The sequence below is a fragment of the Tenacibaculum sp. XPcli2-G genome, assembly GCF_024124505.1.
Taxonomy (GTDB): Bacteria; Bacteroidota; Bacteroidia; order Flavobacteriales; family Flavobacteriaceae; genus Polaribacter; species Polaribacter mesophilus.
In genome coordinates this window covers 152,049-178,752 of record NZ_JAMXSH010000003.1, presented here as the reverse complement: position 1 = coordinate 178,752, position 26,704 = coordinate 152,049, and the positions used below count along the sequence as shown (strand labels likewise).

Here is a 26,704-nt window from a genome sequence, read left to right as displayed (position 1 = left end):
ATGGGATTATACATTACTAGCGGAGCACTTGCTAGCTTTAAAGAAATGGATGAAGAAGCTTTTAAACATTATTCTTCAGTATTTAAAGATGTTAACAAACTACTAGAATTAAATGGGCTTACACCTTACGAAGAACCAACCGAATTAGAAGGTGGTTCTTTAGAACTTGGTGGGTTTTCTTACGATTTTATTCATCACTTAAGGCGTTTTTATGCTTATTGTGCCGAATATGAAGATTGGACTCCTATTCCATTTAGCCCTAACAGTAAGCCTAGTGAAGATTCTATTATAGATGATCATGCATCAGACCTTACTTGTCATCTTATATGTCATTCAGATTGTACAGGTTTTTATGTTCCTGTAGATTTTATCGATATTGTTTTTGATAATGATGAAATTCCTATTGATGGTGCAATGATTGGTTCGTCATACACTCTATTTAAGGAATTAAAATTTATAGCAAATAAGCTTAATATTCAACTAGATGAAGACGATACTATTGTAAATATTGAAGCTGTAAATAAATCAATAAACGCAGAAGAAAATTTTTGGAAAGAAAAACTAGTTTGGTGTGAGTTGTTCAAAGCTGCAAAACATAGTATTCACAACAAAGCAGCTATAGTTTTTCATTAAAAACATCAACAATTAATAAAACACATCTCATAAATGGAAAGAGAGATAATAATACAGTTACAAGAAAAAAAATATCAATCTTTAGGTAAACTTACCACAAGTAAAATTATTGATCTTTTTATTGAAAGCGAAAACGAAGCTTTACTCCATAAATTTCAAGGTCAATTTTATCCGTATCGTCATTATGATATTAATGCAACACTAACAAAAGCTTTAAAAGGAATAGACAAGCAAAAAATTATTGATGCTTATTTTCACGCCTCTAGATTAGGTATTATTACAAAAGTAAAAGAAAACAATTACCCTCTTTTCTTAAAAGGAATTGAAAAAACACTATCGTCTCTTGGTGAGGGATATAATATTAATGTTTTAAGACCTAGTACGGTATATATACTCTTTGGAGTGAACTCACTAAATGATATAGAAAACCTGTACAATACAAAGTATAGCGAGTTTTTAGAAAACTTAAAATTTGTTATCAAGGTGAACTCATATACTAGCTATCCTAGTTTACGAAAAAAACTAAAAGCATCTCTTTTTTTAGAGAATGAAATACTCTTAAAAAGAGCTCAAAAAATAACGCCTTTTTTTAATGAGTTCAATTTTGAAACATCGGGAGCTTTAGTATTACTATTAACAGACTCTTCAATAAAATCGAAGCAAGTTCTTTTAGAGTGTCATAAAAGAGAGTTATCTAGAGAAACTGTTTGGGTTCTTGGTAGTTTTTATAAAGATTTTAAAACTTCCGAAGCAAACAAGTTACTTCTTAACGATTTATATAATAAATATCCTACAAAATGGATTAACGAATATTATAACACTATTTACTAACCGTTTTATAAGTATTTTTGCCTAATGGATTCACTCACACAAATTGTTCTTGGGGCAGCTGTTGGAGAAGCTGTATTAGGTAAAAAAGTAGGAAACAAAGCAATGCTTTATGGTGCCATCGCTGGTACTATTCCAGACTTAGATGTTTATGTTGGTAAGCTTTTTGACACTGTTACTGCTCTAGAAATACACAGAGGTTTTACACATTCTGTATTTTTTGCAATTGTTTTCGGGTGGATTTTTGGTTGGCTTATCTCTTTATATGAAAAAAATGCCTCCACTAAAGAATGGGCTCTACTTATGTTTTGGGGATTTATAACACATCCAATTCTAGACGCACATACCACTTGGGGAACTCAACTTTTTTGGCCACTCGATTTGCGGTTAGCTTTTAAAAATATATTTGTTATTGACCCTTTATACACATTACCTTTCTTAGTATTTCTACTAATGGCAATGTTCCAACGTAAAGGGACAGCTAAAAGAACAAAGTATAACAATTTAGGACTAATTATTAGTAGTTCTTACATGGCAATTACCCTTGTTATTAAAGGAATCACTTACTCTAAATTTTCACATGCTTTAAAAGAACAAGGGATTTCTTATAAAGAAATAGAAACCAAACCTACGCCTTTTAACACCATTTTATGGTCTGCAAATGTTGAAACAGATGATGCTTATCTAATAGGTTATTATTCTTTTTTTGATACTAAACCAATTGAATTTTATTCCTACCCTAAAAATCATCATTTATTAGACGATTATAAAAATAATGTTTCTATAAAACGACTTATTAAAATTACCAAAGGTTGGTATACAATTTCAGAAAAGAATAATTTAATTTATTTAAATGATTTACGTTTTGGATTATTAAGCGTAGCTCCTAATTTTCAGCAGTTTGCTTTTAGTTTTCAAATAACAAAAAAGCAAAATAAAATAGTTATAAACGAAGTGCCTAGAAATCGTGAAAAAGCTAAACAATTATTAACAGGTCTTTGGGTTAGAATTCAAGGAAATTAATTGATAAATCATAGTTTATACCGTAAATTTGCCATTATATTATAATTGCAGAATAACTCTGGTTTGAGACAAAAATATTTTCACTTTTTTTCTATCATTTTTTTAGTTCTTACTCAATTTGCATTTATTACTGCATTATTGTTTGAGCATAAAAATACTTTTACAATACTATCGTTAACAACACTTATTACTACACTTATAATTTATAGTTACATAAAGTTTTTTAAAATTAAAAGAGTAGATTTTGAGCCATTCTATGTAATAATTTTTGTTATAATTGGAGCTATACTTACAAGTTACTTACATCTTTTCACTAAATTAAATTCTGTTTTTGCAGCAACACTTATTGGTACAGTTGCTTCTTTTTTACCTGATTTAAATAAAAAGTCGAAGGTTTTACAAAATATTCCCAATGCTATGTATTGTGGTTGTTTTGTAGGAATGTCACAAAAAAACGTTGCTATTGATTATAGCCTTATAATTATTGCAGGTATCATAGCGGGTACTTTTTTTATACTCTCTAAAAACCTTTTTAATGGAGTTGGTGGTAAACTGGGTACTCTTGCCTTTGGTAGTGTAGTTATTTCATCGTTATTTCTTTTAATTCTTTCATAGTGCTTACCACCATATCAATATATTTAACAAGCATACTTGGGGCTTTTTTAACGTTTTTAGTAAGTACAAAATACAAACAGGGTCCTGTAAGAGCTTCTGCCCTACTCACTCTTTTTATTGCTAGTACATGTTCTCTTTTTTCTGAGTTATTTTCTGAAGATATAGCCAATCAAATTCCTTGGGTATTTTTTGGTGCTTCTTTTGTTGGTATGACCTCTAGTAAACTTACTCGTAACTATACTTCAATTATTTTTGCAGGAATTGTTTTTGGATTTATCTATACGGTTAGTCCTACTTTTTTTAATGGTTATGGAGGCGCATTAGGTACAGCCGCTTGTATTTCTATATTAGTTGTTATTGGAATGAACAATCTTATCCGACTTTTAAAAGCTTCAAAAAAGAAAAAAGGCTTATTGAAAAAACTTTAATTTTAATAAGGTACTTTTGCCTTGTAAATTGTTGCTTTCTTTTTAGAAGTTATTTTATAAATACTTCCTGCTTTTAAGAGGGCTGATTGTCCCTTTTTTAAATTTAAAACAGATTTTGTTTCTACTATTTCTATCTCTCCATCAATGACTATTAAAATTTCTACTGATCTAGATTTTGCCTTGTATACTTGACTTTCTGCAATATTAATTTTACTCAATTCAAAATCTTTTGCTTCTGTCTCATACACTCTTTCTAAATTATCTTTTTTCAAACAACCATACAAAACTTCTGGATTTGTTTCTTCAAAAACAATATTCTTCAATAGCTCAGCAACATCTACATGTTTTTTTGTTAAACCTCCTCTTAAAACATTATCTGAATTAGCCATTAATTCTATATTTTGACCTTCTAAATAAGCATGGGGTACTCCCTCTTTTTGGAAAACAGCTTCTCCTTTATTTAATTTCATTATGTTAAAAAAGTATATAGAAAAAATTCCTCTATCTAGTTTTTTATTATTTGTAGATTCATCAACAACTTTTGCTGCCCAAAAGTCAGGACTATTTTTATCTAATTTTTTGTTCTTATATAATGGAGTAATTCTATCTATTAAAGGTTTTAATATTTCATATACTTCTTCATTTGATTTTTCCATCACATTTTTATATAAGCCAAAATATCCTTCTTCTTTAAATATATTAACTAACTTTTTAAATTCTGGTGTTTCTTCTAATCTTGTTATTAATTTACTTTTGGGTAAGAAACCGTGTAATAACCAAAATTCACTCAAAGCAACCATAATTTCCGGCTTGTGATTATCATCTTTATAGTTTCTGTAAGGTGCTGTTAATGGGATTCCTAAAATATTTTCTTCCTTAAATCCTTTTTCTGCATTTTTTTTTGAAGGATGAACCTGAATTGACAATGTCTTTTTTACATCTAACACTTTAAATAAAAAAGGTAATCTTCCGTATTTTCTTGCTACTCTTTTACCTAAACATTTTTTTAAGTTTCTTTTTAAAAAATTATCTAAAGTTTGATTTCCAACAGATGTTTTTATTATAGATGGGGCTTTTCTGTGTGCTCCTAACCAGTACTCTGCTATTTTTTTTCCGTCGTTTTTTCTTTTTAACAACTTTGTGATATAATTATCACCTCCCCAATCATAATTTTGAATCTGCCCTGTAAGCGCTAATAAATTAAATGTTTGTGTAGCTTCATTAATCATATCTTAATATTTTAATAGTTACTTGCTAAATCTTTTTATTTATACTTGCTTAGTTATTCAAGGTTATTGAAAATTCTTCCATTTTCATTTTACCAATTAGCGTTGAGTCTTTCTTTTTTTTTACTCTGTAATTCCATGCTATTTGACCTAATTGACCTATTATTTTTATAGAATCTTTCATAGAAAGCTTAGACCCGTCTGCATGTATCCATCTTTTTAAAGGTTTTTCACACATCATTTCTCTTGCTTTTTCAATTTTAAAATGCTTTTTAATTCTTAAAAAAATCTCTACATCAAATAACCATTTTGTAATAAACTTTTCTTTAAATGCGATATCAATTACATCTCTATGAAAAATTTTAGCTCCACATTGTGTATCTTTAAAATCCATTGATAATATTTTTCTTATAATAAAATTAATGGTAAGACTAATTATTTTTCTAGCAGATTCTTTTGTTATATTAGCCCCCATTCTAGTAATTCTTGATCCGCTAACTATTTTAAAGTTAGATTTTTCAATTGTAGAAACTAAGTCATCAAAATCTAACAAGTCTGTAGATAAGTCTGCATCTAAAAAACCTATATAATCTAAATCTTTAAAGTTTGCCATGTGTAGCATTCCTTGTCTAACAGCCTCTGCTTTACCTCCATTTTTTTCGCAATTGTATATTGTTATAAAATCTTCTCTTCCATTTCTCAAATTATTTAGCACGTCTAAAGTTTTATCTGTACTTCCATCATTTACAAAACATAAGTGATACCCTGAATTCTCGTCAATAAAACTGGTAAACTCTTTACTTAGTAATCTTTTCTCCTCATTGTAACAAGGTATTACTACCCCAACACATCTTTCTTTAATGATAAGATTATTTTGTTTTTCTATACTTACTATATTTTCAGGAGCCCCTATTAGCCTTTTCACTCTAACACAAATTTCATTTAAGCTTAATGGCTTTTTCATGTAATCATCAATTCCTAAATCAAAACCTTTAGTTATCATTTTATCATCTGTATTTCCTGATAATACAATTACTGATGTAGACGGTTTTTTAGAGTTTCTTATATAATCTATAACCTCCATACCCGATATTGTTGGCATATTCATGTCTACTATAACTAAGTCTGGTTGAAATGAATCATACAATTTCATACCTTCAAAAGCATTCGTTTCAGTTTTTACATCATAACCTAACTCTAACAATCTCTTCTTTAGGGGGATTAATATTAGCTTTTGATCATCTATAGCTAGTATTTTCATAATTAAATTTTTAACAGTTATTTGATCCAAAAATAGCTATGTATCTTTTTTTTAATGACTTACAACACTTAAAGGGATGTTTTCTTTAGACGAATGGTAGTTTACTTTAGTTAAACAAAAAATATTATATCTTTAAATCGTTTATATTTACAATAACAAAAGCTAACTATATAAATTTCAATGAGAAAGGAATCAAACAAACTTTTAATATTAGCGCTTCTTTTGGGTATAGCTTTTCATGGTTCTTTTATCTTTTTTACCTTAGAAAACACATATGATGCTCTAATACATTTGTTTTTTGCAGAGCATTATGCAAGTAATTGGTTTGAGCCTTGGAACTACAAATGGTATACTGGATTTACGGTAATGAGCTACCCACCTCTGGTACATCAATCAATTGCTGCTTTGTCGTATATAGGAGGGTTAAAATTTGGGCTTTTTACTGTAGCTATAATAGGCGTTATACTTTTTATTTCTGGTGCATATCGTTTTTCTCTACTTATAACTGCTAATAAAAAAATAGCTGGTTATGCAGCAATTACAGCTGCTCTTTCTTCTTCTTTTTTAGAAACACTACATATTTTTGGACAATTACCCAGTATTATTGGTGTTTCTGTTTTAATGCATGCTTTACCCGAGATTTATTTGTGGTTAAAAACAAAAAAATATAAATATTTACTTACATCTCTTTCTTTAATTTCAGTTACTGTAACCTCGCATCATGTTACTCCTATTTTTGGAATGGTATTTTTTATTTTACCTTTAATAGGAATGGTTATTATGGATGTTTGTTTTGATGAAGTTAAATCGTATAAGAAAATTACATTTAAATTATTCTTAGTTAAATTTAAATCTCAGTTTAAGTATAATATCCTTTTTATAATTTTAGCTCTAGTAATCATAGTAGGGTGCTTACTACCTTACTGGATTAACTCTAAAAAAAATCCTATTACACAAATTCCAATACCACATGGTTCTAGAGATAATTTTCTAGAAGTTACATCTTCTGGTTTGGTTTTTTTTATGATTCCTTGGGGAATACTTTTAGTTTTTCTTCCTTATTTTTTTTATAGATATTTTAGTAAGCGTTTTTTATTTATTGGTATTTCTTTTACTATGCTTTTTATTTTAGGAACAGGAGGTACTACCCCAGTTCCTTTAAAACTTTTGGGCGAAAATGCTTTTAATATTTTAACCTTAGATAGGTTTACCCTATGGGCTTCTATTATGGCAATACCACTTTTTGGAGAAATAACCTATCACTTTATACATGGTGATTTAAAAAACGTTATTCATAAAAAATTAGGAAGAATTTACCACCGTTTACTTGCAGGATTAATAGCCTCTTTATTTTTATTTACCATTATTTTCACAATGAGTCTTGGCTATTTTAGACCATCACAGCCTCAAAAAATAAAAATGTTGCCTATTATTAACTTTCTAAACCAAGATCAACACGACCAATGGCGTTATCTTACACTTGGTTTTGGAGATCAAATGGCATGGTTATCTGCTCAAACAAACGCTATGACTGTAGATGGAAATTATCATTCTGCAAGACGTTTACCAGAACTTACAACAAGGCCTATAGAACGACTTGAAAATTCAAAATTCAAAGGTATTGCCGGTATTGGATCGCTTCAACAATTTTTAACAACTCCAGAAAAGTATAATTTAAAATATATTTTTTCTAATGATAAATTTTATGATCCCATCTTATATTTCTGTGGTTGGCAAAGATTATCTCCTTTAGAAAACGGTATAATAGTTTGGGAAAAATTAAACATTCCACCTCTCTCTTCTATTTTACCAAAAGAAGATGTAGCTATATGGCAAAAATTACTTTGGGGAACAGTTCCTTTTCTAACTGTTATTTTCGCTTTACTTTTAAATGTCAAGAGTTTATTTAACAAGCACATAAAAATGAGAAAGAATACTTACGTGCTATGTATTGAAGCCTATAAAAATTACTCTGGATTTACAAAAAAAGTATTACCCTTTGCTCATATATGGTTACTGTTTTTAACTGTTGTTTCTTTTTTTGGTATGTATAAATTTTATCTTGAAAACAATACACAGCAATCGCCCGAAAACCTTGTAATATCTTATTATGATGCTTTAGATTTTAAACAATTTGAAAAAGCTTACAACCTTATTAATCCAAAAAGTAATATTTCAATAGCACAATATATGTTAGAAGTCTCTGTTACTGATGGTTTATTAAGCTCTTATGCTAAACTAGACGCTTTAAATACTGTTGTTACTAAAAAAACAGATAGCTTAGCTACTATAACTGTGCATACAAAATGGATTACACCTTTAGAAAAAATTAATAAAACAGATTATAAAACGGCTATTAAACTAAACGGTAAATGGTTTTTACAACCTGATGTAATTGATTTTGATTTACCTCCTGATCAACTTTACTCAAATAATAAAACAGGATATTTTAATCAAGGAAGAAAAAGAATTACAACTGAACAAACTCACCATGAAGATGTTTTAAAACAACCTGTTTTAGAAATCGTTACAGCTAAGCTCGTGAAATTTGATAATCATTATGCTATTATTGGTGAAATACAAAACATAGATAATGTACCTGCAGATGTTGTTATTAAAGGTACTTTATATAATGATTCGAATAAAAAATTAGCTACTTATAATGCAAAATATCATATAAAACATAAACTAATGCCTAAAGAGATTAGTTCTTTTAGGATTAATTTTGAAGGTATAGCCTGGTCCAAAACACTTGATTCCATACCAAAAACATTTAATCCTGATGAGTTTACACCTATTGAGTTTGAAGAGCAACCTACTAAATTCAATTTACAAGCAGCTGGAAATGTTTCTAATTCTGATTTATATAAAGACCTTGCCTTAAGTGAGCTTATTATAGAAGAAAAAAATATAAAAGGAACATTGTTTAACATTGGAATTCAAGAGATTACCGTACCTCAATTAATCATTACATACTATAATAAAGATAAAAAAATAGCTTGGGTAGATCATTTATTTATTAAAAGTGGCATTAGACAACAACGCAAAAAACATTTTAATTATAAATTGTTAGAAGATAAAAAAATCATATTTATTAATGATGATATGCAAAATTGTTTTGTTAATGGACTTCCCAACGAAGAAATCTCTAACAAATTGATTCCAAATAGGGTTAAAAATCACGCTTTTTCAGAATTGCAAAAAATTTCACACCCTAAATATAAATATGTAAAAATTGAAATGAATAACTTTATAGGAAATCCAAAGTAACGATGTTTAAAAAGAAGTTTTTTTTTAGTATCACATGCTTATTTATTAGTTGTGTAAACGCACAATACAATGAAAGTAATAATACAACTTTAAAGTTATTATCCACAAAAAAAGAGTTTTTAGCAGGAACTTTAATTCAACTAAAGTTTAATACTCATAAATCTACAAAATACAAACTATATTGCGCTAATAGTTATGGTAGCACTATAATTACCCCCTCTAAAAAAGATTCTTTAATCTTTGATATTCCAATGTTTTTAAGCAAAAAAAAAGGTATCATTAACTGGTCACTCATTAATACTGAAAAAGTACTTTCTGGTAAGATTACTATAATTGCACAAAATAAACCTACATTTATAGAAACCTACTTAGGTCCCCCTAGTATAGAAGCAGGTGGAAAAGATTATGCAATGATTGTTACCATACCAACAGATATATTGGACAATCCTCTAAAAAAAAACACCCCTATTACAATAAATCAACAATTTTTAACAGATACCCAAAAAGAAAAAGTATTTACTAAAAACTTAATCGCATACAAAAACATATACTCTCCTACAAAAAGCGGTAGAGTTTTAATTTCTTCAAACTGTTTTAAATTACACTCTAAGGAATATGATATTAATATAATGCCTGCAATTCCTGTTAATTTTAACGTTTTTGCTAAAAGACATCACAAGTATGCAGATGGAAATCAAATTACAACCTTATATACATCACAATTAAAAGACACTAATGATAATATTATAAGTGATGGTAGTTTTGTAGATTTTTTTATTACTAATAGTAAAGGAAATGTATTGAAAACATCAGGTACTACTATCAACGGTATTGCTACTGCAAAAATAGTTCATCCAGATTATGAAGATCAATGGTCTGTAAAAGCTTATGTTATTGGAATTGCTGAAAGTGATAGGATAATATTAGATTATAAAAAGGCTATTAAAAATTATATAGTTTCTTTTACTGAAAAGAATCGAACTATTAGTATAGGACCATTACAAAGTTTTATGGGGCAAATGATACCTGATGGATTAAAGGTTAAAGTTTCACTATACCAAAACAACATCTTGATACAAGAATTCATCAAAGAAACACAAAATGGTTATGTATATTTTAACTTAAACCCTAATATTTTACCAAAAGGGATATATAAAATAACTACTGACGCTGCTGGTATTTACAAAGAATTTAAAAACATAGAACTATGGTAGGTATAGATAAAAACATAATGCGTTCATCTTTAATAATATTTTACATTATTATTATTTCTATGCTCCTTTTTTTAATTAGCTCTTTATACAGTTACCTTAACACAGGTGCTGATAGAAGTAAAATATTACACACCGAATTAAAAGATATTCGTAATTACATACCTAAAATAACCTGGGTAAAAGATGGAAATGAAGGTAGAATTATGGATACACAAACCTTAACTGAAATTGAAAAAGATTATTTAGATGGTTGGTATGTTAAACATATTGCTTATAAATCTAATCTTACTACAGGTATAAACGATTATTACACTAAAAATGCTCGTAAAAATATACAGAATATCATTAAATATAACGATTCACTAAACATTACAATAGACGCTACAACTCTAAAGCATAATCCTGATATTGTTTTTTTTAGTGAAGACGGACAATTAGCTGTTTTAGAAGATAAAAATGTTTTAGAGTATAAAAGAATCATTAAAAATAAATATAATATTTATGAAACTACAGAGTTTTCAAACTATAAAGCTATTTTGTTACTTGAAGATGGTTTTTGGCGTATAAGACATTTAGTTAAAGAAGGTTCATCTTCTTTTCAAGAAGATTTAAAGAAAACAAATCTAGAATATACTAATATTAAAGGTATTAATTATTACCCTCAAGCTACTCCATGGAGCATGTTTGGTGATAATTTTGAATTAAAAATTATTGAAGAAGACTTTAATATTATAAAAAGAGCAAATTTAAATACTATTAGGATATTTGTTCCTTATGACGATTTCGGGAAGGAAAATGTGGATGAAAACAAATTAAAAAAACTCAATTTACTATTAAATTTAGCTCATAAAAAAGGAATAAAGGTAATTGTTACTCTGTTTGATTTTTATGGAAATTACGATGTGCTAGATTGGACTTTTACCTTCAAACATGCCGAGAAAATTGTTTCAAAATTTAAAAACCATAATGCCATTTTAGCATGGGATTTAAAAAATGAACCTAATTTGGATTTTAAATCCAGAGGGAAAGAAAACGTTATTCCTTGGTTAGAGCATTTATTATATTTGGTTAAATCCATTGATACAAAACACCCTGTAACTATTGGCTGGTCAAACACTGAAAGTGCTCACCTTTTAAGTGATAAATTAGATTTTATTTCTTTCCATTATTATGATAATTTAGAAATGTTTGAGAAAAAGTATAAAAAGTTAAAATCTAATTTGCCTAACAAACCCATTGTTTTAGGAGAGTTTGGTATGTCTTCATATAGTGGTATATGGAATTTTTTTGAGGGGTCTGAAAAAAAACAAGCTGAATATTTTAAAAACATGCAGCATATTTTAACAACAAACAATATTCCTTTTCTTTCTTGGACTTTATACGATTTTAGTAAAATACCAAAGGGCGTTGTAGGTAAACGCCCTTGGAGAGTAAACCCACAAAAAAAATTCGGGTTTATTAAAAATAATGGGGAAAAGAAACCTTCTTTTAAATATATTTCTAAACAGTAGAATTGGTTACTAAGTTTTTTGATGTTATTTTTTTTGTTTCTATAATTTTAGAAAACTCTTCAAGATATAAACTTGCTATTCTTTCCATAGGATATTTTGTTGCCGCCTTATAATTTGTTTTACCTAATTCTACCCTATAATTTTCATCTATTACGATTGCTTCTATTGCTTTAGCTAAACTTGTTACACTTTCTGGTTCGAAGAATTCACCTTTATAACCTTCATCTTTTACAAGCAATGCTAAATCTCCTAAATTAGGCATTACAACTGCTTTTCCATAACTTCCAGCTTGATGTAAAACTCCAGAACTGCCTGTTGTAGAGGTATAAGGAAAAACTACTACAGCACTTTCTTTAAATAAATTTTCTACTTCATTTTCTTCTACATATCCTGTGAAAACAATCTGAGATACATTTTTATATTTTTCCTTTACTCCTTCTAAATACCCTTTTACATTCGGATTATCAGTACCAGCTATAACTATTTCTAAATTCAATCCTGTTGTACTTCTCACTACTTCAACTGCTTCAATCATAGCCTCTACTTTTTTGTAAGTTCCAAATTTTCCAAAAGTCATTATTTTCATGGGACCTTTTGGCAACTCGTAACATGGTTTTTTTGGAATTTCAAATGTACCATGAGGTATTAACTTTACATTCTTAACTTTATATTTTTCTTTTAAAATCACTGCATATTTTTCAATAGTTACAGCTACAGTATCTGATTGTAAAATTAACCTTGTTAAACAAGTACCAATAAAGTTATAAGTTTTTTGTAAAAGCTTATTAGAAGTAAAACCTGCGCTCTTTAAATCTACCTGCTCTAAAATATTATGTAACAAAGTTATTGTTGGTATTTTTTTTAGTTTACAAACCAGTGGTAAAGTTAAGCCTAAAGCTGCAGGAATTTTCTTGTCTCCAAACTTCATAAATTGTAGGTTAAATAATATAGCATCTGGCTTTACTTGATTAATAGCTTTAGTTACTGTTATAATATTAAATAAACTATTAAATTTCCAACATTCTTTTACTGTTACTTTGCAGCCATTTTCAATAAAACTAACATCTTTTATTTCTTTGGTTGTATCTGTTAACAATATAAGCTCCGTTACTTCTTGTTTTTGTCTAAAGTTTTTAACTAAATGATATGCATATTCATTTAACGTTACTTTACTTGGTGGATATGCTGTTACAATTGCTAGTCTCATGGTTAGTATTGTTTAATTTACATTTCAAAGATCCTACAAAACAACAAGTTAAGCCCTTTTTTTAGTTGAAATACAGATATCTGTAGTTTAATGGTATTAATGTTTAGATGTTGTTGGTTTTTTTAGTATCTCTTAAAAGAAAATAACTTAATTGTAAACTTAATAATAGTGTCATTGCTAAAATTTGCATATTTACCACTTGACCTAATGTGTTATGATACAATACTATAAAGATAATTTGTAGTAACCCAAAAATACCAGATGCTACGACTGGTATGTATTTATCTAAAGATAGATAATAGTATGCAAAAACGTTAGATATTGCAAAAACTCCCGTAGCAAGTGCGTACTTCCATAATAAAGGAGCTATAGCTATATAATCTTTCCCAAATAATATTAATACAACTTCTTTAGGAAAAAGAGAGCATACAGCAACTAATACCACAATTAGCAATGAAATATAACCTACATTTTTTAATAAAATTGAACGTGTGGGTTTGCCTTCCTTTTTTAATTGTACTACTTTTGGTAACAATAACATTACAAACATCCACGTTACAAAATAAACCACCCTACCTATTAAAGCTAGTGAAGCATATAAACCTGCATCATAAGTCTCAAAATAATGTTTTACCAATAAAATATCACTATTGTTAATAATTATTTGAGTAAGCTCATAAAAAACAGTAATTAAAAAAAAGCTACGTATCATTTTTCTTTGAGATACACTTAATTTAATTTCTTTTATTGGTTTTATCTTTTGAATCTTGAAAGGTATTAACCCAAATAAAAAAGAGCAAAAAATACCTATTGCAATAAGTATTGATGAATCTATTTCTAAAAAATATAATAATATTAGTGTAAACACCAGTCTACTTATCATTTCTAATTGATAAGTAACTGCTAAAGCTCCAAATTTTTTTTTACCCTGAAAAAAACCTCTATTAATACTCATTAAAAAGTATAATGGAACCCCTACTCCAAAAATAACGAACATATTAGATGTTGTTGTTTTAAAAAAAAGTTGTAAGTCTTTAGAATAATAAACTATTGCTATACCTAAAACAACTCCAGATATGACAGCTATTCTATTCATCTTATAAATAAACGACTTAAGAATTTTTTGCTCAAATATCACAGAAAATTTTGCTGTAACTAATTGAAAAGTCATAGCGACAAAAGAAAACACTAATAAAAAAGTTATCATAATTGCTGCATCAGCAAACTTTTCTGGCCCAAGAATTCTACCTAGTAATAGGTTATAAATATAATTTCCTCCATTTACTAAAAGAGCACTTATCATAAATAAATGCTCTGAGTTAATTCTATAATTATTTTTTGTTATTGCTATCATACTGATTGCTATTTTGTTGTTAAGCTACTTGTGAAGAATAAAAATGATCATAAACTTCTTTGCATCCATACCCTACTACAGAGAACATTTTATGCTGTTTTAATGCAATTGCCATTAATGTTTTAATAGCATTCAAGCCTGTTACTCCAATCTCATTTACGTTATCAATGTTAATTACAACATTTTTACACTTTTCTATACAGTACTCAAAATGAATTATGAAAGATCTAACTGTTGTACTGTTAATTTTTCCGTTTAAATAAAAAGTTCCGTTGTTTTCTGAAATTTGTAAAGCCATGATTTAAAGTTTTTATAGGTTATTAACACTACAAATATCTCCTTAATATCCTCAAAAAAAACAGTTTATCGACGAAAAACAATTTACTTTCGATGAAAGATTAAATACTAATGCTTAACTTGCATTAACAAAAAAATAATATGAAACTTAAATATATTGCCCCTCTAATATTTTTTTTTATTAGTCTACATAGCCTTGCTCAAGACATGCAACAAGGTTACACATATTTAGAGACAGGTAAATACGATAAAGCTCTTGCATTTTTTAAAGAAATTCTTAAAACATACCCAAACAATAAAACTGCAAACTTATGTTATGGAAGAGCCGTTGGATTAAACGGAAATCCAACAAAAGCTGTTTTATTATTTGAAAATTTATTAAAAAAATTTCCTAATGATTTTGAAATTAAGATAAATTATGCAGAATCATTATTATGGGATAACAATTATACCTTTGCTAAAAAATATTATGAACAATTATTAAGAGAAGCTCCAAAAAACTTTACAGTACTTTTAGGTTATGCCAACACCTTATCAAACTTAAAAAAATACAAAGAAGCATTAATATACATTAACAAAGCATTAATCATTTCCCCAAAAAATAATAATGCTTTATTATCTAAAAAATACATTCATTTAGGTTATGCTAATTTCTTAAAAAATAACCATAAATACACTATTGCTGAAAACTACTTAAAGAAAAACTTACATTTTTTTCCTAATGATAAAGAAACATTACTCAATTTAGCAGAACTATACCTTATTTCCAAACAATTAAAAAAAGCTGAAGAAACATACCTCGCTATTGGTAGTAATCCCCAAAATTATTTAATTTCTTTAAATGGTTTATCACTCACAAATCATTTAAATTTTAAAGAAAAGGAGTCCTTAAAAATTAGTGAAAAAGCTATTAAAAATATACATATAACTACCGATGCTAAAACTATAAATCAAACAAAAGAAAGATATATACAAGCTTTGATTTGGAATCAAAAGTATAGTTTGGCTGAAAAAGAAATAAATAAACTGTTAGCTACAAAAGAAACTCCAGAAAACTGGATGCTTTCTTTAAGGGCTACCTTAAATATTTATAAGAGTGATTTTAAAAAAAGTCTTACTGACTATAATACTATTTTAAAAAAAGACACTGCTTCTTTTGACGGTAATCTTGGTAAGGCTAACACATTAAAAGCTCTTGGTTATTATAAAAAAGCTTACAATAGTGCATACAGAACTCTACAGATATATAACAACCAAAAAGATGCCTTAAATTTTATAAATAGTTTAAATAAAACCTTTACTCCTTTTACAGAAACTAAAGTATTATACTCTTTTGATAATGGTAATAATAACGCTTATTCTTTTTTAACCAACGTTGAGTTTCCAGTAAATACTAAACTTAAATTTTCAGCTAATTATACCTACAGAACAACTAATAATTCTGATACCGAAGATGAGGCTACTTCCAATAACCTTTTACTAGGAGCTTCTTATCAACTTAAAAACAACATTACTCTCAATGGTAGTATTGGAATAACTTCTTCTACCACAAAAGTAAATTCTTACAAACAGTTACTTACAGATGTAAGCTTACACATAAAACCTTTTAAACTTCAAAATTTAAGTTTTGCTTATAAAAGAGAAGTTCAAAATTTTAATGCTGCTTTGATAGCAAGAGAAATTGTTCAAAATAATTTTGTTGTTAATTATAACTTAAATACTAACTTTAATTTGGGATGGTTTACACAATATTATTACACTTCACAAAATGATAATAATAAAAGAGATTTACTTTTTACATCTTTATACTACAATGTATTAAAGAGACCTTATTTAAAGATAGGTCTTAATTATCAATATATTTCTTTTAAAAATCAAGTTCCAATACTGTATTTTAGTCCAGAAGAGTTTAACGCTTCTGAGCTCTTCTTAAACATAATTAAAAATGAAAATGATACTAAAACACATAAATGGTTTTATGAATTAACAGCAGCTGTAGGTTATCAATTTATTGAAAATAACGAAAAACAAAGTACTTACCGTCTTCAAGGTAAAATAGGTTATAAGTTAAATAGAAGAAGTTTTTTGAACGTTTTTGGAAATCAAAGTAATATTGCATCTACTACAGCTGCTGGTTTTGTTTTTTCTGAGGTTGGAATTCGTTTTAAATGGTATTTATTCAAAAAACCTCTTTTTAACAGTCAATTATTTTAATTTTTTATTCTACTAATAATTTAACTGTTTTATACTTTTGTTTTGTTCCTATTATTTTACATAAATATATTCCTGTTTTAAGATCTCCTTTTATAAAAGAAACTATATTCTCTCCTATTTTTGCCTCAAAAGTTATAGTTTTTACTATCCTACCCATTGAGTTATATATATTAATATTAACCAATTCTTCATACTTTGAGTTAAAATAAATTTTAGATACTGTTTTTACAGGATTAGGTACTACTTTAACTTGATTAGTTTGTAAGTTAAAGTTTGACACCTCTAATTTACTATTTTTAGAAAAATAAACATCTTGTAAATTCATTTCTTTAACTACCATACTGCCATCATCTGAAGTCATTGTAAATGTTATTGTAGTTATATCGTTTAATAGTAGTTCTTCTCCATTTTTTGACTTAAATTCTGAAAAAGGAATTTTAAACTCATTTAACTCATCAGTCAATAATATTGTTGTTTTAAATTGATTTTCCCATGATGTTATACTTTTTTTCAATAAAACTATTTCTACATTACCATTACCTCTTGCTTTAAAGTTAAAACTATTGTAGTCAGATAAATCTACAGCGCTAAAACGTGGAGTTAATGCTCTATATGCAGCAAAATAACTTTCTGTTGTTGCCTTTAAGTATATATTCCTCTCTATAGGGAAATCATCTTCACTAAATTTATTTTTATTTTGAAATACGTTATAATCTACTATGGTTGTGTTTTCTTGTGAGTCATCAACCCCCCAAGGACCATCAGACATAAATAAATCATCTGGAGTAGAAATACCATCACCTATTCTAAAACCTATATCAAATAAATTTCCTGTTGGTACTTTTATATTTGTAATATAATTTTCTTCTAAATTTAATGGTTGACTTGCTTTATTAAAAACATCTGTTTCCGTTCTTCTAAACCCTGAGTCAAAAGTTACTTTATCACTCTTATTTGTATTAATTATTTCTAGATCAAGTATTCCATTAACATATTTACCTTTTCTAACAAAAACTGTTGGTGCAGACGATAAATAATAAGCTGAAATTGGTTTTACTACTTCTAATAAATTAATTACTTCATCAGCAAGAAGATATAAATCATCTAACGAGTTTGACCATATTTGAAAATTATAAAAAGTAATATCTTTTTCATATTTATCTAAATTCCAATGGCTTTCTATAGAAAAATGGGTTTCATTATTTGTTGCTTTAGCTGATAAGCTTAACACAAACTCAACTGTATTATCAGCATTTCTTATTAGTGATTTTATAAACTGTTTTCCTTTAATTTCAATTGTTGATACTGAAACTAACTCTGCCCCTAGTAAACGATCACAAATATATTTTGAATGTTCATAAACTCCATTTTCGGTTTTCATTGCTAATATAGAAGCTACAGGAACATCGTTTTTCATATAATCTACTGAATAAATTTCTGTAGCATTTGTAATAGCCAACAGGTCTATTGGTGTTGATTCTATTACATTATCTTCCTTTATTACTTCTAAAGGGATGAAACTTTCTAACATAATTTCTCCTTTTGACCTCTTGCTATACTTTGCTGACTTTTTTAATTTTCTTGCACTTGCTCTATTAAATTTATAATTTACCTTGGTTCTATTGTAGTTCCTCTTATTAATTAATTCAGATAATCTTCCATTACTTTCCAATCCTCCTTCATTACCTCCAGATGTAGGAGCTAACATTACTCCACATACTCCAAAACCTGAACATGACGGATCTTGACAATCTACTAATCCATCTCCATCATCATCAATCCCATTATCACATATTTCTTGTGGCACTGGTGCAGTTGGGCATCTAGCACCATCGTTACTAGCACTTGATGGTCCAAAAGCAAATAAATTTGACTCAATATCGGTAGGCAGCTTTATATCTTGTACATTTTGAATTACGTAAATTGTTCCTGTTTGATTTGCTGATACATAAAAACGCCCTGATAAATCAAAATATACTGCTCCATAAGTGTAATTTAGCCCTGAAAGAATTGGTACTACTCCTAGTGCTTCAACTTCATAAGTTCTTGGATTTATTCTGTATAAAATATTTGTTTTCTTTTCTACTGCGTATAAATTTCCATCTACCGCATTGAAAGCCCAATCGTGAATGTTGATATTTTGAGATAATGTTTCGGTTTCTAGGTGTTTTTCATATGTTGGCGAGTTAGGGTTTAAATCTATTTTGTAAAAAGTAGTTCCTCCTCCTTTTAAAAAATATACTCCCTCTGAGCTAATATCACCCACATACCTATTATTTGTTGGTAATTCATTTACATATAAAGTTGTTGTTGAAAAATCTTTTCCAATACGAACAATAGTTTTTTCTGGACTAGTTAAAGACCCCCAAATATATCCATCAGTTGGATTATAGGCTGCTGCATTTATGTTTCCTTGGGTAATATCTTCTTTAACTAAATAAGAATTTCCTGATGCTAAATCAATAGAATAAACATCGTTATACTGAAATAAATATGCATCGTACACACAATTAAAAGGCTCCTGTGCTATGCTTGAAAAAGAAAGTAATATTATTTTAATGTATAATATTTTTTTTAATAGTATAGTTTTGTTTTTCATAATATTTTGTGTTTGATATATCACAAAACTATGACTATTAACACTTTAAAAAGTTTACAACACGTTGTATTAGTTATTAGTATAGACGAAATGCATTTTTATTTAGATGGAATGCTACAGTAAATCTAAACGCTTCATTAACTCAGGTCTTTTTGATCTACTTACAGGAACAACATCTTTTTTTATTAAAACACTATTATCTTCTATATCTATAATTTTTTTTAAGTTAATTATATAAGAACGATGTACTTTTAAAAACAATGTATCAGGCAACTTTTCTTCTATTTTTTTTAGTGTGGAGTGTACTATATAATTTTTTTCTTCTGTTTTTATATTTATATAATCTCCTTTAGCCTCTACTAAATATATTGAAGGTAAATCTATTTTAATAAGGCGCCTATCTATATTTATATAAAAATCATTTTTTACTTCAGTAGGTGAAGCTATTTTTTCTAATGGTTTTTCTATATTTTTCTTATGAGCTTTTTCTACTGATTTTTTCAAACGGTTAACATCCAATGGTTTCAATAGATAATCAATTATACATTCATACTCAAAAGCTTCAATTGCAAACTTAGGGTCAGATGTTGTAAGAATAACTAGGGGTGGTGATTTTAGGGTTTTTACAAAATCTAAACCAGTAAAATCAGGCATGTGAATATCTAAAAAAACAAGATCTACCTTGTGCCCTTCATTTAGAAATTTAATTGCTTGTAAAGCATTAGAAAACTCTCCTAATACATTTATAGTACTTATATCATCACACAAAGTTTTGATAATAGTTCTTGCTAACTTTTCATCATCAATAATAATACAATTCATAAAATTTAAATGGTTTTCAAATAATTTGTTATTATAACTAATATTTTTTCGAACTCATCAACTTTATCAATCTTATTATCTCTTAAATTATGTTCAAATTCATTAGCTAATTCATAACTTTTTTCAAGACCTAAAATACTAATTTTATGTTTAATTCTATGAACATTATCTTCTAATTTTTTACAATCTCTCTCCTCTAAGCTCTCGTAATAATCATTTTTTTCTTCTGGAAATTCAGTCTTTATTATATCTATCAATGTATTTTTTATTGACTCATCTCCTCTTGCTAACTCATTAACATAGTTTAAATTCGGGGTTTCCATACTTATTATTTTGGGGGCTTCTACTTTTTATAAAATCTAAAATAATAATTTTATATGAAAACTCATATTAATTTTCGTTTTATCGCAATACAAAAACCTGATTTAAAAACATATACATATATTTAAGTTAGCTACATCAGAGCAAGCTTATGAAGTATTTATAAAAAAAGTTCTTAATTTTCGACGCAAACATCGTAGTATTTATCCTAGTTGCACTTAATGTAATATTTTTTATTTTTTTATGGTAAAGTAAAACGTTGTACCGATACCTAATTCACTTTCTAACCACAGTGTTCCTCCATACAACTGTACTATTTTCTTTACAATAGAAAGTCCGATACCTGTTGACTCTTTACTTTCTTTTAAAGAATGAAATATTTTAAAAATACGATCATGGTATTTTTTTTCAATTCCAATTCCGTTATCTTGTACTGAAAACTGATAAAATGAAGGTTTTTCTGTAAAGCTTATGTTTATTACTCCTTTTTCTTTATCTGAAAATTTAATTGCATTACTTATTAAATTTTGAAAAAGTTGCTGGTATTTAATAGAGTCTCCTTTTACAGTAGGTAACTCTTCTAGGACATTTATAAAAATGTTTTCAGGTATATATAGTGTTTGAATTAAGTTATTTATGATTATATTTAAATCTACTTCTTCTTTTTCTCTTACCTCTGAGCCTGCGCTAGAATACTCTAGAATACTAGAAATTAAATTCTCCATTGTTTCTAAAGTGTCTCCTATCAAATTAAAGTTTTGAAGTGTAGTATCATCTAATTTACCCTCATTATCTGTTTTTATCCAAGAAACTAAAGCATCAATACTTCTTAATGGAGATTTTAAATCATGAGAAACAACATGTGCGTATTCATTTAGCTCATTATTACTTTTCTCTAATTGTTTTAAAAGTTGTAAATTTTCTTTTTCAGCTTTTTTTCTCTCTCTTAAGTTTATAGCACTCTTTAATTGCATAGATACAAGACTTGCTATATTTTCTAATGTATGTAAGTTTTCTTCTCTGTAATAATTTTTTTCTTCGTGTTCAGAATCAATAACACCTATCACCTTACCTTCACTAATTATAGGAACTGCTATCTCAGAATATCTAACCTTTTCACCAACAACGTATCTATCATCTAAAGAAGTATCGTTTATAATTTCGCCTTTTCCTGTTTTTGCAACACTTCCAATAATACCTTCTCCAATTGATAAAACATCTTTAATTATCTCTCCTCTATCTAGTCCAAAACTATATGAAGCAATCTGTTCTAATGTGTTATTATCATTGTTTAACAAATATATTACACAGTCTTGAGAGTCTAAATATTCAGCTATTTTTTGAGTTACTTCCCAGGCTATTTCATAAATATCATCTTTTCCTAAAATAGATTTAGCCAATTCATTAATCATATCAATAATTAATGCTCTTTCTCTTTGTAATGTTATATCCTCTATGATAGCAACTTGAAATTTTGTTTGTCCTAGAGCATCATTTACAGAGTTTACATTAACTCTAGCCCATAAAATAGAACCATCTTTTCTTTTATATCGTTTATCTATCACATAATTATCTATTTCGTTTCTTTCCATCTTACCTAAATGGTTCATAGACAACGAAACATCATCTTTAAAAGACACTTCTTTAATAGTTAATCCTGCAAACTCCTCTTTAGAATACCCTAAAAGTTCTTCTATAACTTTATTCGTTCTTATAACTTTACCGTCTTTAGCTAATGCTATTCCTAAAGATGAATTTTCAACAATTATATCTAACTCTCTCTTCTGCTCTTCAATTAACTCTGTTGCTCTCTTACTTTCTGAAATGTTTCTAATAATTCCTTGTGCAGCTATTTTTTCATTCTTTTTATTATAAATTATACTGGCATTAATTTGAACCCATTTTACCTTTTTATCCTTACTAATAATTCTGGAAGTGTAGTTTGAAAAAGTACCTGTTTCGTACAGTTTACCAAACGACTCAAAAGCATATACTGTGTCTTCAGGATGTAGTAAAGATTTTACATTTAAATCTTCTTTTGATATATCATAGCCAAAAAGTTCTTTAGCAGCATCGTTCATTGTTAAGACATTCCCCTCTAGATCCATAACTAGGTAAGAGTCGTTAATATTTTCAAAAACTCCTTTTAGTTGTGAAGACTTCTCATTTAATAATTCCTCTAACTTTTCGTTTGTTTTTTTTAGTTTTTCAGAAATTAAAAATAATTCTCTAGATTTATCTTCTAATATTTTTTCAGCTATTTTTCTTGCTGCCTTTTCTCTTTTTAAAGCTCTTTTTAATATCTCTATTTCATTTTGACTCATTAATTTTTATTGATAATAAATTTAACTTCTGTTCCGTCTTCTTTAATCTTTTCTAATATTATTGTTGCACTACTATTAAAATGTTCAAATGTTTTATTCATTAAACCTAATCCGAAATGATGCATTGCTCTATTGGACTTATAAATCATTACTAATGATGTGTCTGTTCTACTTTCAACTATAAAAGTGGGTAATTCTGCATCTGGATAAATTTTTCTCACCTCTACATGAATATGATTTTCTATTGAAGAAAGCATTTCTATGGGGTCATTAAAAGACTCTAAAAGTCCAGAATAACTTTCTTTCAAAACACTAAAAAAATGTTCCGCATAAATAAGTAACAAGTCATCTATAGAAACACCTGTATTCGAGCTTAGGTTTTCAAGTAATTGTAACATTTCAGAAAAACTATAGGTTCCTATAGAAGTATATATCCCATCAGATTCTAACTCTGATTGGGATATAATTTTATCTACCATTTCTAAACCAAATTTTTCTTCTACTAAATCTAAAAACTCTGTAAAAACAATTCCTTTCATTAATTATTTTTTAATTCATTAATAGCCCAATACGACAATGTTATATCTATTTTCGTAATATAATCTTCATACTTTAAAGGCTTTAAAATGTACCCTGAAATACCTATTTTATAACACTCTACAATGTCTTTTTTATTATTAGACGTTGTTAATACAATAACTGGTATGTGCCTAAAATCTTCATTTTTTTTAATTATTGACAAGAACTCAATACCACTTATTTTCGGCATATTCAAATCAAGCAAAATTATATCAGGATCAAATCCTTCATTTAACTTTTCCAGTGCTACATCAGCTGTCTTAGCCTCTATTATTTTATGCTTTAGCTTAAGTAATGAAACTGTCCTATCCATTTTCATTACTTCAATAGTATTATCTTCTATTAAAAGGACATTAAGATTTTTCTTCATTTTGTTTTCTGATATATTTATTAACTATACCAATATTAATGCAAATTCTTAACACTCCATCTAAAAATAGACTACTTATACCTAACTATCGATGAATGAACAAAAAGTATCGATGAACATTTTGAACAATTTTCATACAATATATAAAAAAAATAATACTGTTACAAATTAAGCATTTCTCTTTAGTCTTTTTTTGTTAGTTTTATAAAGACTTATAATGAAACGCTTTTTATTCATAACAACAGTCTATTTATAATTATGGAAAATCAAAATAAAAAAGACAAAAGCAAACAACCTTCTGCAGAACCTCCTTATAAACTATTAAGTTTAAGAACTGGTGCTCCGAAAGATTGGGCTGCGGGTATTCCTGGAGTTACTAACGCTATAAAAAGTTTAATTAAAGATAAAACTCTAACGCGAGGAGGAAAAGCTTTATTTAAAATGAATCAGTTTAATGGTTTTGACTGTCCTAGTTGTGGCTGGCCTGATCCAGATGATGAACGATCACCTATTGCTGAATATTGCGAAAACGGAGTTAAAGCTTTAGCAGAAGAAGCTACTAATAAAAAAATTACTGCTTCCTTCTTTAAACAAAACTCTATTGAAGAATTAACCAACTTGAGTGACTATGAAATAGGTGGTTTAGGGCGACTTTCTGAACCAATGTACTTGCCTAAAAATGGTACACATTATGAACCTATTAGCTGGGACAATGCTTTTGCTAAAATTGCTGAGCACTTAAATAAATTAGAATCTCCAAATAATGCTGCTTTTTATACTTCTGGAAGAACAAGTAACGAAGCTTCTTTTGTATATCAACTTTTTGTACGTGAATTTGGAACAAATAACTTTCCTGATTGTTCCAATATGTGTCACGAAACCTCTGGTTTCACCCTTGCCTCAGTTACAGGGATAGGAAAAGGAACAGCCACTTTAAAAGACTTCTACGATACTGATATCATTATGATTATTGGTCAAAATCCAGGAACGAATTCTCCACGAATGTTAAGCGCTTTAGAAAAAGGGAAAAAGAATGGAGCTAAAATTATTGCTGTTAATCCTCTTCCCGAAGCTGGTTTAATGGGCTTCCGAGATCCTCAAAAAATAAGTGGTATTTTAGGAAAAGGTATCCAACTTGCCGATTTACACCTTCCCGTTAAAATTAATGGAGATTTAGCACTGCTAAAAGCTATCGAACGCTTACTATTTCATTTTGAAAAAGAAACCCCAGGTAAAGTTTTCGATCAAGAATTTATCAAAAATAAAACAGTTGGTTATAACGATTTAATTAAGCAAATTGAAAATTATGACGTAGATGAATTAGCAAGTACATCTGGTGTTCTAAAAAAAGATATTCAAAAAGCTGCTGAAATGTTAGCTTATAAAAACCGAATTATCATTTGTTGGGGAATGGGGCTTACGCAACAACCTAACGGGGTTGATATTTTAAAAGAAGTTCTGAACCTCTTATTTTTAAAAGGAAGTATTGGTAAACCCGGAGCGGGTTCTTGTCCTGTAAGAGGTCATAGTAATGTACAAGGAAACAGAACAATGTTAATTAATAATCATCCTTCCCAAAAACAATTAGATAAACTTAACGAAGTTTTTGGTTTTAACCCGCCAAGAGAGAACGGTTACGATGTAGTTGATACTATAAAAGCAATGAATGAAGGAAAAGTTAAAGTACACTTTAGTATGGGAGGTAATTTCTTGTCTGCTACTCCTGACACCACCTATACTGCAAACGGATTAAGACAACTAGACTTATCTGTTTCTGTTTCTACTAAACTTAATAGAACCCATTTAATTCATGGAAAAGAAGCTTTAATTTTGCCTACTATTTCTAAAAGTGAAATTGATATGATTAATGGTGAGCATCAGTATACAAGTGCTGAAAATGCCATGGGAATCGTAGAGTGGTCTAAAGGAGTATTAAAACCAATATCTGACAAACTTATCAACGAAACTCATATTGTTTGCCGTATTGCAAAAGCTACTTTAGGAAGTAAAAGTGTGGTTGATTGGAATCGTTATATGAATAGTTATGATGCTGTGAGAGATGATATTGAAAAATGTATTCCAGGTTTTGACAATTATAATGTTCGTGTAAAACAAAAAGGCGGATTTTACTTACCTAATGCGGCTCGTGAAGGACGGTTTAAAACTAAAGAGTTTGGAGATCGTGTTCCATTTTCTATAACCACATTGCCTAAAAACACATTGGCTGATGATGAGTATTTAATGGCTACGGTAAGAACTCATGATCAGTTCAATACTACTATTTATGGATTAGATGATCGTTATCGCGGAGTTTATAATGAGCGTCGTGTAATTTTTATGAATAAAAAAGATATTGAAAAAGCAGGATTTAATGCAGGTGATAAAGTAGACTTGTACAATTATGATGACAATACAGAGCGTATTGCTCCACTATTTATTATTGTTGAATATCCTATTCCTGAAAAAAACACGGTTACTTATTTCCCGGAAACTAATGTTTTAGTGTCAATTCACAATACTGTTAAAGGTAGTAATATGCCTGCCTCAAAGCATGTAAAAATTAAAATAAAAAAACACAATACTGCTCTTATTAACCAAAAAAAGTAGT

At 28.2% G+C, this 26,704-nt stretch carries 21 protein-coding genes; 10 read left to right on the top strand and 11 right to left on the bottom strand.

Features of this window, described 5'->3' with window-relative positions; all coding sequences use genetic code 11:
* The 5 genes from NH341_RS08615 to NH341_RS08595 all read left to right on the top strand — a co-directional run bounded on the left by NH341_RS08615 (position 1) and on the right by NH341_RS08595 (position 3,527).
* The gene (locus tag NH341_RS08615) at positions 1–633 is read left to right on the top strand and encodes a hypothetical protein (RefSeq protein WP_253056466.1); all 633 of its coding nucleotides are present in this window, start codon (positions 1–3) and stop codon (positions 631–633) included.
* 33 nt (positions 634–666) lie between these two features.
* Positions 667–1,464, top strand: coding sequence for a hypothetical protein (locus tag NH341_RS08610; RefSeq protein ID WP_253056464.1), 798 nt, complete (start codon positions 667–669; stop codon positions 1,462–1,464).
* Positions 1,465–1,488: 24 nt separating this feature from the next.
* Positions 1,489–2,484, top strand: coding sequence for a metal-dependent hydrolase (locus NH341_RS08605; protein WP_253056462.1), 996 nt, complete (start codon positions 1,489–1,491; stop codon positions 2,482–2,484).
* A gap of 63 nt (positions 2,485–2,547) precedes the next feature.
* Positions 2,548–3,099 carry a hypothetical protein gene (locus NH341_RS08600; protein ID WP_253056460.1) on the top strand — a complete coding sequence of 184 codons (552 nt, stop codon included), beginning with the start codon at positions 2,548–2,550 and terminating at the stop codon, positions 3,097–3,099.
* The gene (locus NH341_RS08595) at positions 3,099–3,527 is read left to right on the top strand and encodes a hypothetical protein (RefSeq protein WP_253056458.1); all 429 of its coding nucleotides are present in this window, start codon (positions 3,099–3,101) and stop codon (positions 3,525–3,527) included. The genes NH341_RS08600 and NH341_RS08595 overlap by 1 nt, the downstream gene beginning before the upstream one ends.
* A gap of 2 nt (positions 3,528–3,529) precedes the next feature.
* Here the strand turns inward: NH341_RS08595 and manA are convergent, their stop codons facing one another.
* Both manA and NH341_RS08585 read right to left on the bottom strand, forming a co-directional pair.
* Positions 3,530–4,756 (bottom strand): mannose-6-phosphate isomerase, class I, encoded by a 1,227-nt coding sequence (manA, locus tag NH341_RS08590; protein WP_159491294.1) that lies wholly within the window; start codon positions 4,754–4,756, stop codon positions 3,530–3,532.
* A gap of 49 nt (positions 4,757–4,805) precedes the next feature.
* Positions 4,806–6,014, bottom strand: coding sequence for a response regulator (locus NH341_RS08585; RefSeq protein ID WP_073183557.1), 1,209 nt, complete (start codon positions 6,012–6,014; stop codon positions 4,806–4,808).
* A gap of 180 nt (positions 6,015–6,194) precedes the next feature.
* On the opposite strand from NH341_RS08585, the gene NH341_RS08580 reads away from it, so the two are divergent.
* From NH341_RS08580 to NH341_RS08570, 3 genes are read left to right on the top strand one after another with little or no spacing between them, the layout of a single operon-like run.
* Positions 6,195–9,284 (top strand): hypothetical protein, encoded by a 3,090-nt coding sequence (locus NH341_RS08580; RefSeq protein WP_253056456.1) that lies wholly within the window; start codon positions 6,195–6,197, stop codon positions 9,282–9,284.
* Positions 9,285–9,286: 2 nt separating this feature from the next.
* A complete protein-coding gene (locus NH341_RS08575; protein ID WP_047788958.1) occupies positions 9,287–10,498 on the top strand; it encodes an Ig-like domain-containing protein in 1,212 nt (403 codons plus the stop codon).
* A complete protein-coding gene (locus NH341_RS08570) occupies positions 10,492–12,009 on the top strand; it encodes a cellulase family glycosylhydrolase (RefSeq protein ID WP_159616540.1) in 1,518 nt (505 codons plus the stop codon). The genes NH341_RS08575 and NH341_RS08570 overlap by 7 nt, the downstream gene beginning before the upstream one ends.
* Here the strand turns inward: NH341_RS08570 and NH341_RS08565 are convergent.
* The 3 genes from NH341_RS08565 to NH341_RS08555 all read right to left on the bottom strand — a co-directional run bounded on the left by NH341_RS08565 (position 11,999) and on the right by NH341_RS08555 (position 14,868).
* Positions 11,999–13,216 (bottom strand): glycosyltransferase, encoded by a 1,218-nt coding sequence (locus NH341_RS08565; protein WP_047788960.1) that lies wholly within the window; start codon positions 13,214–13,216, stop codon positions 11,999–12,001. The genes NH341_RS08570 and NH341_RS08565 overlap by 11 nt on opposite strands.
* Positions 13,217–13,319: 103 nt before the next feature.
* Positions 13,320–14,570 carry an oligosaccharide flippase family protein gene (locus tag NH341_RS08560; RefSeq protein ID WP_159491302.1) on the bottom strand — a complete coding sequence of 417 codons (1,251 nt, stop codon included), beginning with the start codon at positions 14,568–14,570 and terminating at the stop codon, positions 13,320–13,322.
* 19 nt (positions 14,571–14,589) lie between these two features.
* Entirely contained in the window at positions 14,590–14,868 is a 279-nt protein-coding gene (locus NH341_RS08555; protein WP_159491304.1) for an STAS domain-containing protein, read from the bottom strand.
* A gap of 140 nt (positions 14,869–15,008) precedes the next feature.
* Here NH341_RS08555 and NH341_RS08550 point away from each other — a divergent pair, with 140 nt between their 5' ends.
* A complete protein-coding gene (locus tag NH341_RS08550) occupies positions 15,009–17,081 on the top strand; it encodes a tetratricopeptide repeat protein (RefSeq protein WP_159491306.1) in 2,073 nt (690 codons plus the stop codon).
* Positions 17,082–17,085: 4 nt separating this feature from the next.
* Here NH341_RS08550 and NH341_RS08545 read toward each other — a convergent pair whose 3' ends face one another.
* The 6 genes from NH341_RS08545 to NH341_RS08520 all read right to left on the bottom strand — a co-directional run bounded on the left by NH341_RS08545 (position 17,086) and on the right by NH341_RS08520 (position 24,096).
* Complete coding sequence (locus tag NH341_RS08545) at positions 17,086–19,680, bottom strand: T9SS type A sorting domain-containing protein (RefSeq protein ID WP_253056454.1); 2,595 nt, start codon at positions 19,678–19,680, stop codon at positions 17,086–17,088.
* Between the two features lie 114 nt (positions 19,681–19,794).
* A complete protein-coding gene (locus NH341_RS08540) occupies positions 19,795–20,502 on the bottom strand; it encodes a LytTR family DNA-binding domain-containing protein (RefSeq protein ID WP_073183565.1) in 708 nt (235 codons plus the stop codon).
* 5 nt (positions 20,503–20,507) lie between these two features.
* Positions 20,508–20,825, bottom strand: coding sequence for an Hpt domain-containing protein (locus NH341_RS08535; protein WP_047788966.1), 318 nt, complete (start codon positions 20,823–20,825; stop codon positions 20,508–20,510).
* 231 nt (positions 20,826–21,056) lie between these two features.
* Positions 21,057–23,147: a PAS domain S-box protein gene (locus NH341_RS08530; protein ID WP_253056452.1), complete on the bottom strand. Its 2,091-nt coding sequence runs from the start codon at positions 23,145–23,147 to the stop codon at positions 21,057–21,059.
* Positions 23,147–23,686, bottom strand: coding sequence for a heme NO-binding domain-containing protein (locus NH341_RS08525; protein WP_047788968.1), 540 nt, complete (start codon positions 23,684–23,686; stop codon positions 23,147–23,149). Before NH341_RS08525 ends, NH341_RS08530 begins: the two co-directional genes overlap by 1 nt.
* Positions 23,686–24,096 (bottom strand): response regulator, encoded by a 411-nt coding sequence (locus NH341_RS08520; protein WP_047788969.1) that lies wholly within the window; start codon positions 24,094–24,096, stop codon positions 23,686–23,688. Before NH341_RS08520 ends, NH341_RS08525 begins: the two co-directional genes overlap by 1 nt.
* Before the next feature lie 258 nt (positions 24,097–24,354).
* Here NH341_RS08520 and NH341_RS08515 point away from each other — a divergent pair, with 258 nt between their 5' ends.
* Positions 24,355–26,703 carry an FdhF/YdeP family oxidoreductase gene (locus NH341_RS08515; protein ID WP_253056450.1) on the top strand — a complete coding sequence of 783 codons (2,349 nt, stop codon included), beginning with the start codon at positions 24,355–24,357 and terminating at the stop codon, positions 26,701–26,703.
* Position 26,704 lies beyond the last annotated feature (1 nt).